We start from the raw sequence: 12,244 nt of genomic DNA on the forward strand, positions 1-12,244 counted from the left end.
AGCGGTTTTCGGGCCTGGCAAGCGGGCGGTACCCCGGAGCGCAAGCGACTCACCGACGGGCAGGCCCTGGTGCTGATCCGCACGATCCACCAGGAGGTCGGAACAAGCGCCGCGCAGCCTGGATCTCCGTTCGCCCCATGCCCCACCTCGCCCCCGCCATCCTGCACGCCGACGCGGCGTTGATCGTCACCGACAAGCCGGCCGGCCTGCTGTCGATGCCGGCCCGGGGCGAAGACCGGCAGGACAGCCTGGAGGGCCGTATCCAGGCGCTGTATGCCGATGCCCGCCTGGTGCACCGCCTCGACATGGCCACCTCAGGGCTGGTGCTGTTCGCCCGCGGCCCGGAGATGCTGCGGCGGGTGTGCCTGGCCTTCGAGCAGCGGGTGATCGGCAAGCAGTACTGCGCGCTGGTGCACGGCCACCTGGCCACCGACAGCGGCGAGATCGCCCTGCCCCTCGCCGCCGACCCGGACAACAACCCGCGCCAGCGGGTCGATACGGCCCACGGCCGCCGCGCCCTCACCCGCTGGCGGGTGCTGGCCCGCAGCGGCGAGGGCGAGGCGGCCGTCACGCGGCTCGAACTCAAGCCCGTCACCGGGCGCACCCATCAGCTGCGGGTGCACCTGATGTCCATCGGACACCCCATCATCGGCGACCCGCTCTACGCGCCGCCCGACAGCGCAGCGCGCCATCCGCGCATGTACCTCCACGCGGCGAGCCTCGCGCTGATCCACCCGCAGACCCGGGTGCCGGCCTGCTTCGAAAGCCCGGTGCCGTTCTGAGGCTCGCCCCGCGGGGGCCGGAAAAACCCGGGGTGGCGCTGCGTTTCCTCGAGACGTTCAGCGCAGGCCGTCCCGGGCGGCGACGCCGGTGGCGGTGAAGTCGGTGAACACGCCGTCGATGCCGAGGCGCATGTAGTACTGCATCTCGGCCTTCGGGTCCTTGAAGCCGTAGCCGCTGGCGTCGTCGCGGAAGGTCCAGGTGTGCACCATCAGTCCCTTCCGGTGGGCCATCTCGATGACGCCGGTGCTGCCGTCCACGCGCCGGTCGTTGATCGTGAGGGTGCCGTCGCCGGTGCGCTCGACGCCGTCGTTGACGGTCTTCACGAGGTAGGGCTTCCAGGGGCCGACGGCATCGGCGTAGGTCTTGATGAAATCCAGACCCGACGCGGTGAGCAGGTCGGCAAAGCTGCGGCTGTCATTCTTCACCACGAAGTCGTAGGGCTTGTGATACGGCGCCGCCCCGACACGCTGCCGTCGTCCTTCACGTCGTCGGCGTCGATCAGCTGCACCAGCTTGATGTTGGTCCGGGTGTTGAGGTACTGCAGGTTGGACACCTCGAAGGACTGGATGAACACCGGCGCGCTGGCCACGTTGCCATAGGCGGCGTGGAGCTTGGCGAGCAGCTGGTCCTCGAAATAGTTGGCGCCGAAGCCCACCGTGGTGGCGTGGTAGGTGGAGTGCTTGATCTCCGGATAGATGCCCACCGCGCGGCCGCGCTTCGTGCCCTCCGCCTTGGCGAGGGCGATCACTTCGTCGAGGGTCGGGATCTCGTAGAGGCCGTTGTAGCCCTGGGGGCGGTTCGCCCGCGGCTGCACGGCGCGCAGGGTCTTGATCTCGGCCAGCGTGAAGTCGCTGGCGAAGTAGGCCGTGGTCGGCACGCCATCCACCTCGCGGGTGCGCATGCGGTCGGCCGGGAACTTGCTCGCCACGTCGGTGGTGCCGTCGAGCATGGGCTCGTGGCGGTCGATCATCACGCCGTCCTTGGTCAGCACGAGGTCGGGCTCGATGAAGTCGGCGCCCTGCTCGATGGCCGCCCTGTAGGCCTCGAGAGTGTGCTCCGGAAGGATGCCCGAAGCGCCGCGGTGGGCGATCACCAGCGGCTCGGCGCCGGTGAGGGTCTTGAAGGCGGGGCTGTCGTCGCTGCCTCCACAGGCCTGGAGGAAGGCGGCGGAGCACAGCACGGCGAGGGTCTTGATCTTCATTGGAAGTCTTCCGTAAGTGGGGTTGCGGGGCGCCTGGTGCGGCGCCGCAATCTATCCCCCGCCGATTACGGGACCATGAAGGGGCAAGCCCCCCGCGCTCACGCCCTGGACCGCCAGCGTCATCAGCGCCGCGTTGCCCCCGGCCGCGGCGGTGTTCACCGTCAGCACCCGCTCGCCGCACAGGCGGTGGAGCGGGTAGCGGCCGCTGGCCGGGTCGGGGCCGATCACCGGCACCAGCGCGCCGTCCCGCGCGGCCACCTCGCGGCGGATCGCGGCGAGCGCTTCGACTTCGCCCTCGGCGAGCACCGCCACGCAAGCGGCGCGCTCGCCGGGCGCCAGCTGTCGCAGGTGCCGGGTCACTGCGGCCGGCAGGTCCGGCGGCAATGGCGCGGCGGCGGGCAGCAGCGGGGTGTTGCCGGTGGCGAGGGCCGCGGCGAGCTGGGCCAGCAGGGCCGCCTCGCTGCCTGCGCGGCACAGCACCGCGCCCCGCGGCACGAAATGGAGCCGGTTGCTCTCGCCGGTCGGGCCGGGAAGCCAGGCTTCCCAGCCGAGCAGGCTCGCGGCCCGGTCGTCGCGGCACACTTGCACCAGCGCCCCGCGCCCGCGGCCTTCCGCCCAGGCTTCCAGGGCATCAAGGGCCGCGCAAGGGGCCGGCAGGGCCTCGCCCGCTGGCCGCCGCTGCAGGCCGAGGGCTTCCGGCGGCACGTCGCCCAGCCCCAGCAGGCGCACCAGATACAGCGGCCCGCCGGCCTTCGGCCCGGTGCCGGACAACCCCTCGCCGCCGAAGGGCTGCACCCCCACCACGGCGCCGACCATGTTGCGATTGACGTAGAGGTTGCCGGCGCGGATGCGCCGGGTGACGGCGTCGATCTGCGCGCCGATGCGGCTGTGCATGCCGAAGGTGAGCCCGTAGCCGGTGGCGTTGATGGCATCCACCAGCCGCTCGAGGCGCGCTGCCGGGTAGCGCAGTACATGCACCACCGGGCCGAAGACCTCGCCCGCCAGTTCCTCCACGCGCCCGATCTCGATCAGCGTGGGCGGCACGAAGCAGCCGGCCGCCGTGTCGTCGGGCAGCTTGTACTGGAACACCCGCCGGCCCGCGGCGCGCATGCCCTCGATGTGGGCGAGCAGCCCGGCGCGGGCAGCCTCGTCGATCACCGGGCCGACGTCGGTGGCGAGCCGGGCCGGGTTGCCGACGGCGAGCTCGCCCATCGCCAGCTGGAGCATCTCCAGCACCCGGTCGGCGATGTCCTCCTGCAGGCACAGCAGGCGCAGCGCCGAGCAGCGCTGGCCGGCGCTGTCGAAGCCCGAGGCGATGACGTCCTGCACCACCTGCTCGGCGAGGGCCGAGGCGTCGACGATCATCGCGTTCTGGCCGCCGGTCTCGGCGATCAGGCGGGCCTCCGGCTGGCCGGGCGGGCGCGCCGCGAGGCTGCGCTGGATGAGCCGGGCGACCTCGGTGGAGCCGGTGAAGATCACCCCGCGCACCCGCGGGTCGGCGACCAGCGCCGCACCGACCGCCTCGCCGGTGCCGGGCAGCAGCTGCAGCACCGCCGGCGGAACGCCCGCGGCGTGGAAGATCCGCACCGCGCGGGCGGCGATCAGCGGCGTCTGCTCGGCGGGCTTGGCGAGCACCGGGCTGCCGGCGGCCAGCGCCGCCGCCACCTCGCCCACGAAGATCGCCAGCGGGAAGTTCCACGGGCTGATGCAGGCCACCGGCCCGGGCGGCGCCGGCGGGGCCGGCAGGCGCTCGACTTCGGCCGCGTAGTAGCGGCAGAAATCCACCGCCTCGCGGATCTCGGCGACGGCGTTGGGCCAGGTCTTGCCGGCCTCGCGGACGCACAGGCTGAAGAGCTCGGGCAGCGCCGCCTCCAGCCCGTCGGCCGCCCCGCGCAGCAGCCCGGCCCGCTCGGCCGCCGGCCGGGCCGCCCACGCCTCGGCCACTGCGACTGCCGCCTGCAGGGCCGCCTCGATCTCGTCGGGCGTGGCGCCTCTCGCCTGCCCCACCCGCTCGCGCCGGTCGGCCGGATTGAGGATGTCGACCCACGGCCCCGCCCCGGCACAGCCCGCCGCCAGCAGCGGGGCGGCCCGCCATGGGTGGCCGGCGAGGCGCTGCAGGGCGTCGGCCAGTCCGGCAAGCACCGCCTCGTCAGCGAGGTCCAGCCCGGCCGAATTGAGGCGCGCCGGCCCGAACAACGCCCGCGGCAGCGGGATCGCCGGGTGAGCCTCGCCGCCCTCGCGGAGCACCTGCTCCAGGGGCGCCTCGAGCAGCGCCGCCTCGGGCACCTTCTCGTCGACGATGCGGTTCACGAAGGAGCTGTTGGCGCCGTTCTCGAGCAGGCGCCGCACCAGGTAGGGCAGCAGCGCGTCGTGGCGCCCCACCGGCGCGTAGATGCGGCAGCGCGGGCCAGCCGCGCCCGGGGCGACCACGTGGTCGTAGAGCCCCTCGCCCATGCCGTGCAGGCACTGGAACTCGTATTCGGTCACCCCTCGCTCCGCCGCCATCCGCTCGACGCTGGCGAGGGTCTGGGCGTTGTGGGTGGCGAACTGGGGGTAGATCACGTCGGCCGCGGCGAGCAGGCGGGCGGCGCACACCAGGTAGCAGAGGTCGGTGTGGGCCTTGCGGGTGAACACCGGGTAGCCGGCCTGCCCCTCCACCTGGGCGCGCTTGATCTCGCTGTCCCAGTAGGCGCCCTTCACGAGGCGCACCATGATGCGGCGACCGGCGCTGCGGGCCAGTTCCACCAGCCACGCGACCACCCACGGGGCGCGCTTCTGGTAGGCCTGCACCACCACGCCGAGGCCATCCCAGCCGGCCAGCGCGGGCTCGAAGGCGAGCCGTTCGACGAGGTCGAGGGACAGCTCCAGGCGCTCGGCCTCCTCGGCGTCGAGGTTGAAGCCGATCCGCCGCTCGCAGGCCAGCCGGGCCAGCGCCAGCAGGCGGGGGTAGAGCTCGGCCATTACCCGCTCCCGCTGGGCGCGGCCGTAGCGCGGATGGAGCGCCGACAGCTTCACCGAGATCCCCGGCCCGGCCACCACGCCGCCGCCGGGGCGGCCGATGGCCTCGATCGCGCCCCGGTAGGCCTCGAAGTAGCGCAGGGCGTCGGCGCTGGTCAGGGCCGCCTCGCCGAGCATGTCGAAGGAGTGGGTGTAGCCCCTTGCTACGTCGGCGGCGCTCCGCTCCAGGGCCGCGGCGATGGTCTCGCCCATCACGAACTGGCGGCCCAGCAGCGCCATCGCCAGCTCCACGCCACGGCGGATCAGCGGCTCGCCGCCGCGGGCGAGCAGCCGCGTCAGGCTGTCGGCGAGGGCGCCCTGGGGATGGGGGCTCACCAGCGCCCCGACGATCGTCAGCCCCCAGGCCGCGGCATTGACGAACAGCGAGTCGCTGTGGCCCAGGTGGGCCTGCCAGTCGCCGCCGGCGAGCTTGTCGCGGATCAGGCGGTCGCGGGTGGCGCTGTCGGGGATGCGCAGCAGCGCCTCGGCGAGGCACATCAGCGCCACGCCCTCCTGGCTCGACAGGGAAAACTCGTGCATCAGCGTGTCCACGCCGCCGGCGCTCCGGCGCCGGGCCCGCACGGCGCGCACCAGCTCACCGGCCCGCGCGGCCACCGCTGCCGGGCCGGGCCTGAACGGCTGGAACGCTTCCACCAGGGCGGCAACGGCCGCCGCTTCGTCGGCCCGGCAGTGGCGGGCGATGGCCTGCCGGTGCGCGGCGAGGGGTGTAACGGGATCGGTACGGTTTGCCATGGGGAAAACCTCCATGCGTTCCGGTTCGGGGGCTCCTCGCTAAGAGACACCCGGCACCTGCAGGGGTTCAAGGCCGACCGGGTAGCGCGCCGCGATGGCCGCCTGCGCTGCCGGGCTACGGGCAGATTCCAGTTTTGTTTTCAGAAATTCATACTTGTTTTCAACATTTCAAACTTCTTCATGCTGAAATCCACCGGCTACCCTTTTGCCTGATCGGCGGCAGCGCCTTTCCGGGGACGCAGGCGGGGCGCTCCCCGCCCTGCGTCGCGCCCCATGCCACGGCATGAGAGGCCAGCGCCTCCCAACGCCACCCATAACCACACATGTCAGCATCCCAACCCAACGTGTTGACCGGGGCACGCATCCTCGTCGTGGACGACGTGGACGCCGACCGCTGCGTGCTCACCCATTACCTGCAGCGCCAGGGCTGTCGGGCCTATGTCGGCATCAATGGCGACGACGCCTTCCACAAGGCGGTCGCGGCCCAGCCCGACCTCATCCTGATGGACGTGCGCATGCCGAGCTGCGACGGCCTGACCGCCTGCCGGCGTCTGGGCGACGACGCCCGCACCCGCGACATCCCCGTCATCTTCCTCACCGCCGCCTCCAGCCCCGAGGAGCGGGTTGCCGGCCTGCATGCCGGGGCCGTGGATTACATCATCAAGCCCTTCGACTTCGAGGAAGTGCGCCTGCGCCTGGCCATCCACCTCAAGACCCTGCGCGGCCCCGAGCCGGCCACCGACGCCGGCGCACAGCCCCCCCGGCTCGACCGCAATCTCTTCGAGGCGGCCCGCAAGCAGCTGATGTCGCGCCTCGACACCCCGCCCGACCTGGCCGAGCTCGCCCAGAGCATCGGCACCAGCCAGCGCCGCCTGTCGGCCGCCTTCAAGACCTGCGTCGGCCTGACGGTGTTCGAGTTCCTGCGCGAGGAGCGCATGAAGGAAGCCCGCCGCCTGCTGACCCACACCTCCCTCGACATCCAGGCCATCGCGCTGGAGGTCGGCTTCACCAGCGGCGCCAACTTCGCCACCGCCTTCCGGGAGCGCTTCAGCATGTCGCCCAGCGCCTTCCGCCGCGACGGGCCCGCCCAGGAGTGAGTCCGGGCGTCGCCACGTCCGCGCCGCCAGCTCCACCCATCTTGGGCAAAAATTAAAAAACCCTTATATTCTGATGAAAGGGCAGCCCCACGCCGGCAGCAACCCGGCCGCGGCCTGCCTCGCCCATACAATCAGATAAGGGGAGACTCATGACCAACCGACTTTCGGCCCTGCTCGCCAGCACCGCGCTCGCACTGCTGGCCCTGCCCGCCCAGGCCGCCGACCTCAAACGCGCCGAGGAGATCGTCGGCGGGCGCTGCTTCCTGTGCCACGGCATGGAGGGCGAGGCCGCCTCGGCGCTCTACCCGCGCCTGGCCGGCCAGCACGCCGACTACATCGCCAAACAGCTGGCCGACTTCAAGAGCGGCCGCCGCAAGAGCGACACCATGGCCGGAATGGCCGCCGACCTCAGCCCCGAGGAGATGAAGTCCCTGGGCGCCTTCTTCGAGAAGAAACCCGCCACCCGCAGCGAGGCCACCGACCCCGACCTTGCCGGTGTCGGCCGCTACATCTTCACCAAGGGCAACACCTTCTCCGGGGTCGCGGCCTGCGTCTCCTGCCACGGCCCCAAGGGCCACGGCACGCCCCAGCTGCCGCGCCTGGCCGGGCAGCAGGCCCTCTACCTCGAGAACCAGCTCAAGCAGTTCAACACCCGGGAGCGCAACAACGACAACGCGGTGATGCACTCGATCGCCTCCAGGCTCACCGAGCTGGAGGTGAAGGCCGTCGCCAGCTACATCTCCACCCTCGACTGAGCCGGAAACGGCACCCGGCCATCCCGGCCAGGGAGCCGGGGCAGAACGGCGGTCAGCCCTCATGCGGCACGACCGCCGGCCTACGCTCGCCCAGATACATCAAAAACAACAAAAACATAAATATTTTACGCGGCTGGCCGAAAACACTGACACGGACCGGTTTTCCGAGCGCTCCGTGTTCACCTGCCGCAGCCCATGTGAAGGTCATGCCATGAAAGCCATCGACCGCCTCTCCCTCAGCCATCAGTTCGTCGGCGTGACGCTGGCGCTGGTCAGCCTGGTCATCCTCGCCCTTGCCCTGTTCGTGTCGTCCTACACCTACCGCAGCAGCCTGGACCAGATCAGCAACGACCTCAAGCAGCAGGTCCACAGCGTGCGCAAGATGATCGACACCACCCACGAGATCAGCGTCAGCCTCACCGACAAGGTCGCCACGCTGTTCATCTCGCAATTCCCCGAACCCTTCACGCTGCACGCCGACCGCCCCGTGCAGGTCGGCCCGCTCGAGGCGCCGACCCTCGAATACCGCGGCAAGGCGCTCAACCTCGACTTCACCGCGGTGGACGAGCTGACCCGCAGCACTGGCGGGGTGGCGACGATTTCGTGCGGGTGAGCACCTCCCTCAAGACCGAAAAGGGCGAGCGCGCCATCGGCACCCGCCTCGGCCCCGCCACCCGGCCCGCGCCCGGCTCCTCGCCGGCGACACCTACCTGGGCTCGGCCAAGCTCTTCGGCCGCCACTACATGACCAAATACGTGCCGGCCCGCGACCGGGACGGCAAGGTGGTCGGCGTGCTGTTCATCGGCTTCGACCTGACCCAGGTTTTCGCCAGCCTCAAGAACACCATCGACGAACTCAAGTTCGGCACGGGTTACGCCTACGTGTTCCATTCCCAGGGCAAGGAGCGCGGCGTGATGCTGTTCCACCCCCAGTTCGCCGGCAAGGACGCCAGCGAGCTGAAGGACGCCAACGGCGAGCCGGTGATGGAAAAGATGCTCGCCAGCCCCGCCGGCAGCATCATCTACCCCTGGCGCGAGCAGGATGGCAGCACCCACGACAAGCTGGCCCTCTTCGAGCAGACCGACAGCCTCGGCGGCCTGGTGGTGGCCTGCGGCGGCTACGTGGCGGACTTCACCTCCGCCAGCACGGCCCTGCGCAACATGATCCTGCTGGCCTCGGGCGCCGCCGCGCTGCTGCTCGCGGCCCTGCTGTATGCCTTCATCACCCGCCAGCTGCGGCCGGTGCGCCGCATCGTCGGGGCCCTGGAGCAGATCGGCGCCGGCGACCTGCATGTGCGCATCGAGCATGACGACGCCGACGGCGAGACCCGCAACGAGCTGGCCGTGATCGCCCGCAGCATCGATGCCACCACGGCCAGCATGGGCCACCTGATCGGCGAGCTGCGCCAGCAGGCGCGGGAGGTCGAGGGCACCGCCACCGCCCTGTCTCGGATCTCGCGCACCCTCGCCGACAACGCCGCCACCCAGAGCAACGCCGCGTCGGCGATGGCGGCCGGCGTCGAGGAGCTCGCCGTGAGCATCAACATCCTGAGCGACAACGCCCGCAGCGCCGACGCGAGCATGCAGGAAACCCGCGAACTCGCCGGCCAGGGGCGCGACGCCTCCCGCGCCGCGGTCAGCCAGATGGCCACCATCGAGCAGGCGGTGACCGACACCGCGAGCCGGATCGAACACCTGGGCGAGGCCTCGCGGCAGATCACCTCGGTGGTCTCGGTGATCCGCGAGGTGGCCGACCAGACCAACCTGCTGGCCCTCAACGCCGCCATCGAGGCTGCCCGCGCCGGCGAACAGGGGCGCGGCTTCGCGGTGGTCGCCGACGAGGTGCGCAAGCTGGCCGAACGCACCGCCGCCTCCACCCAGGAGATCTCGCGGGTGGTGGACAGCATCCAGAGCGGCGCCGGCGAGGCCATCGCCGGCATGGAGTCGGCCCGCAACCGGGTCGGCGAAGGCGTGGTGAAGGTCGAGGACTCGGGCGCCCGGATGGCCGCCATCGAGGCCGGCGCCACCGCCGTGGCAGCCCTGGCCAGCGACATGTCGAGCGCCCTCGCCGAGCAGGCCAGCGCCGGCAACGCCATCGGCGAGGAGGTCGAGCGCATCAGCCGGCTGTCCGAGCAGAACGACGCGGCCTCGCGGGGCGCCCTCCAGGCCGCCACCGACCTGGAACGGCTGGCCAGCCGGATGTCCCAATCGGTCGCCCGCTTCCACGTCGCAGCCTGAGCACGCGACGCGGCCGGCCCGTCGGCTTCGGCGGGCCCGGCCGTACCGCTCGCTCCATGAACAGGGCCCTGCAGCGCGGGGCCTTTTTCACGCCAGCTGCGTCTAAGGGGTATCAGCGTCGAGGCGGAACGCCGGGTCGTCCAGGCTCAGGGCCGTGTGCTCAAGGCGCTCGACGATCTCGTAGCGTTCGGCGGCGTCGGCCTCGCGCATGTGCTGGTGGGTGATGAAGAGCGGCCGGGATCGGGAACCCTGCCCGGCAGCAGACTTTTCCCGGACGCAGAAACGATAGGCGAGTTCGGCGTTCATACGGGTCATCCTCACGATCAACGGGGTCTCCAGTATACGCCGCCCCTTGCGGCAGAACGGCCCCCGCAGAAAATCTTTCCCCTTGTTTTGTAATGGTTTTGTCACACCCGAGTGCTAGCGTGGGGCGATGTGGATACTCAGTCTCCTGAAGCCTGACCCGCCCCCTGCCAACCGCTTCCCGGGAGGCCGGATCCATCACGTTCCCGCCGGCTGCGCCCTGTTCGAGAAAGGCGACACCGGTGACACGATGTACGTCCTCATCAACGGCAGCGCCGAGATCTCATCCCCCGGGCGGAGCGTCGAGCGCCTCGGCCCCGGCGCCATCGTGGGCGAGCTGTCCCTCGTCAAACCGGGCCCGCGGCGGGCGACGGTCAAGGCGCGGCAGGACTGCGAGTTCCTGACCCTCGACGCCGAGAGCTTCCAGGACATCGTCCGCCAGAACCCCGCCTTTGCGCTGGATGTCATGCGCAGCCTCGCCCGCCGCATCCCCGCCACCCCGCACGCCTGACCCCACGGGCCCGCCCCCTCCTCCAGCCGATCACGGCTGCCGCCAAGCGAATGTCCCTCGAAAAGATCACCGAGCTCCTGCGCAAACAGCGCCTCGTCGAAGGCATGGTCCACAGCCAGAGCATGCCCCGGCAGCAGCTCGTGGAGACCGTGGTGCACCGCACCCACCTGGCCGAGATCCAGAACCTCCTCCTCCGGCTGGGCAGCCGCGAGATCGGCGACATCCTCGAGGCCCTCGCCCCCGACGACGCGCAGGCCCTGTGGCAGCAGCTCCCCGCCGGACGCGAGAACGACGTGCTGTGGGAGCTCTCCGAACCCCTGCGCGAGCGCCTCGTCGGCACCCGCCAGCCCAGCCCCTCGCCGGCCCGGGTGAATGCCTACGAGATCCGCGACGGGCGGCTCCGCCAGCTGCCCATCACTGGCCGCCGCGACATGGCCGGCCTCAAGCCGCTGTGGGTCGACCTGCTCGACGCCACGCCCGGCGAGCGGCGCTACGTGGGCGAGCATTTCGGCGTGCAGCTCCCGGCCCCGGGCGAGGCCACCGACCTGGAGGTCAGCTCCCGCTTCATCCGCGAGGAGGACGACGAGATCCGCCTTCACTCCAACTTCCTCCTCGACCGCGCCGGCGAGTCGCGCAGCGTGCCGGTGGTGTTCGTCCTGCGAGGCGGCGTGCTGTTCTCGCTGCGCAACGCGGATCTGCCGGCCTTCCGCCTGCAGCGGCGCCGCGCCATCACCCAACCGATCTACACCGGCGACAGCCTCGGCCTGCTGGTGGACCTGTACGGCGCCGACGTCGAGTATTCCGCCGACGCCCTGGAGGGCATCTACGCCGCGCTGGGCCAGGTCGGCCACAAGGTGCTAAGCGAAAACCTCAGCGACGAGGACGCCGCCTCGATGCTCGCCAGGTGCTGCGCGACATCGAGTCCCTCAACAACCACACCGCCTTCCTGTTCGACAAGATCAACTTCCTGATGGACGCCACCATCGGCTTCATCAACATCAACCAGAACCGGCGCGTCTCCCAGCTCACCGTCTTCGGGGTGGTCTTCATGCCCATCAACATCCTGGCGGGCGTCGGTGGCATGTCGGAGTTCTCGATGATGACCAGCGGCATCCCCTGGCAGCTGGCCTACGGCGCCCTGGTGCTGGGCATGGGGATGGTGGGCTGGGGCACCTACGTCGGCCTGCGCTACCTCGAGGCGCGCAAGGCCAGAAAGGGCAGCGCGCGGGCCGGCTGAAGCCAGCGGCCGCGGGCCAGACTTCAAGCTGTAACGGGGCGGGGTAATACTGATGTCGTTGTAATTCGACGTCACCCCCCGGAGAGCCCCGCCATGCCGCAGAAGCCCAGGCACACCGACGCCCTCGCCGGGCTCCGCGATCTGCTCGCGTGGATCGCCGAAACCACCCAGGCCTCGCGGCTGGCCCGGCTGTCGAGCCTCGGGCTGGGCCTGCCCCGCCACGCCGACCCGGGCCGCGAGTGCTGGCGCGACGACATGGCCCGCCCGTCGGCCGGCGGCACCGACACGCCCCCCGGCTGAACAGCGATCCCGGCCACAAATCCCCGCTTGCCCCGGGCGCGGATGGGTCTAAGATTCGAGCAGAGGGACG

The 12,244-nt window shown here is 71.0% G+C and carries 13 protein-coding genes and 1 pseudogene; 10 read left to right on the forward strand and 4 right to left on the reverse strand.

Annotated features, from left to right (window positions below; all coding sequences use genetic code 11):
- Together ACE3OU_RS16075 and ACE3OU_RS16080 are read left to right on the forward strand one after the other, a co-directional pair.
- A pseudogene (locus tag ACE3OU_RS16075) lies at positions 1-120 on the forward strand (IS3 family transposase); the annotation flags it as partial.
- A gap of 17 nt (positions 121-137) precedes the next feature.
- A complete protein-coding gene (locus tag ACE3OU_RS16080) occupies positions 138-782 on the forward strand; it encodes an RluA family pseudouridine synthase (RefSeq protein ID WP_374242562.1) in 645 nt (214 codons plus the stop codon).
- Positions 783-839: 57 nt separating this feature from the next.
- Here the strand turns inward: ACE3OU_RS16080 and ACE3OU_RS16085 are convergent, their stop codons facing one another.
- The 3 genes from ACE3OU_RS16085 to putA are packed head-to-tail and all read right to left on the reverse strand — an operon-like array spanning position 840 to position 5,734.
- Positions 840-1,208 carry a glycerophosphodiester phosphodiesterase family protein gene (locus tag ACE3OU_RS16085; RefSeq protein WP_374242563.1) on the reverse strand — a complete coding sequence of 123 codons (369 nt, stop codon included), beginning with the start codon at positions 1,206-1,208 and terminating at the stop codon, positions 840-842.
- Positions 1,205-1,984, reverse strand: a complete 780-nt coding sequence (locus tag ACE3OU_RS16090) for a glycerophosphodiester phosphodiesterase family protein (protein ID WP_374242564.1) — start codon at positions 1,982-1,984, stop codon at positions 1,205-1,207. Before ACE3OU_RS16090 ends, ACE3OU_RS16085 begins: the two co-directional genes overlap by 4 nt.
- Before the next feature lie 51 nt (positions 1,985-2,035).
- Positions 2,036-5,734 carry a bifunctional proline dehydrogenase/L-glutamate gamma-semialdehyde dehydrogenase PutA gene (putA, locus tag ACE3OU_RS16095; RefSeq protein ID WP_374242565.1) on the reverse strand — a complete coding sequence of 1,233 codons (3,699 nt, stop codon included), beginning with the start codon at positions 5,732-5,734 and terminating at the stop codon, positions 2,036-2,038.
- A gap of 323 nt (positions 5,735-6,057) precedes the next feature.
- Between putA and ACE3OU_RS16100 the strand changes: the two genes are divergently transcribed.
- The 4 genes from ACE3OU_RS16100 (at position 6,058) to ACE3OU_RS16115 (ending at position 9,823) form a co-directional block, all read left to right on the forward strand.
- Positions 6,058-6,831 (forward strand): response regulator, encoded by a 774-nt coding sequence (locus ACE3OU_RS16100; protein WP_374242566.1) that lies wholly within the window; start codon positions 6,058-6,060, stop codon positions 6,829-6,831.
- 149 nt (positions 6,832-6,980) lie between these two features.
- On the forward strand, positions 6,981-7,586 hold the full coding sequence (locus ACE3OU_RS16105) for a cytochrome c (protein ID WP_374242567.1): 606 nt from the start codon (positions 6,981-6,983) through the stop codon (positions 7,584-7,586).
- 211 nt (positions 7,587-7,797) lie between these two features.
- Positions 7,798-8,199 (forward strand): Cache 3/Cache 2 fusion domain-containing protein, encoded by a 402-nt coding sequence (locus tag ACE3OU_RS16110; protein ID WP_374242568.1) that lies wholly within the window; start codon positions 7,798-7,800, stop codon positions 8,197-8,199.
- A complete protein-coding gene (locus ACE3OU_RS16115) occupies positions 8,168-9,823 on the forward strand; it encodes a methyl-accepting chemotaxis protein (RefSeq protein WP_374242591.1) in 1,656 nt (551 codons plus the stop codon). Before ACE3OU_RS16110 ends, ACE3OU_RS16115 begins: the two co-directional genes overlap by 32 nt.
- Before the next feature lie 102 nt (positions 9,824-9,925).
- Here ACE3OU_RS16115 and ACE3OU_RS16120 read toward each other — a convergent pair whose 3' ends face one another.
- A complete protein-coding gene (locus ACE3OU_RS16120) occupies positions 9,926-10,129 on the reverse strand; it encodes a hypothetical protein (protein ID WP_374242569.1) in 204 nt (67 codons plus the stop codon).
- Positions 10,130-10,256: 127 nt separating this feature from the next.
- Here ACE3OU_RS16120 and ACE3OU_RS16125 point away from each other — a divergent pair, with 127 nt between their 5' ends.
- The 4 genes from ACE3OU_RS16125 (at position 10,257) to ACE3OU_RS16140 (ending at position 12,174) form a co-directional block, all read left to right on the forward strand.
- Positions 10,257-10,637, forward strand: a complete 381-nt coding sequence (locus tag ACE3OU_RS16125; protein ID WP_374242570.1) for a cyclic nucleotide-binding domain-containing protein — start codon at positions 10,257-10,259, stop codon at positions 10,635-10,637.
- 50 nt (positions 10,638-10,687) lie between these two features.
- Positions 10,688-11,608, forward strand: coding sequence for a hypothetical protein (locus tag ACE3OU_RS16130; RefSeq protein WP_374242571.1), 921 nt, complete (start codon positions 10,688-10,690; stop codon positions 11,606-11,608).
- Entirely contained in the window at positions 11,542-11,874 is a 333-nt protein-coding gene (locus ACE3OU_RS16135; protein WP_374242572.1) for a CorA family divalent cation transporter, read from the forward strand. The genes ACE3OU_RS16130 and ACE3OU_RS16135 overlap by 67 nt, the downstream gene beginning before the upstream one ends.
- A gap of 93 nt (positions 11,875-11,967) precedes the next feature.
- Positions 11,968-12,174, forward strand: coding sequence for a hypothetical protein (locus tag ACE3OU_RS16140; protein ID WP_374242573.1), 207 nt, complete (start codon positions 11,968-11,970; stop codon positions 12,172-12,174).
- The last annotated feature ends 70 nt before the right edge of the window (positions 12,175-12,244 follow it).

Origin of the sequence: Zoogloea sp. (assembly GCF_041908905.1) — a bacterium.
Classification (GTDB): Bacteria; Pseudomonadota; Gammaproteobacteria; order Burkholderiales; family Rhodocyclaceae; genus Zoogloea.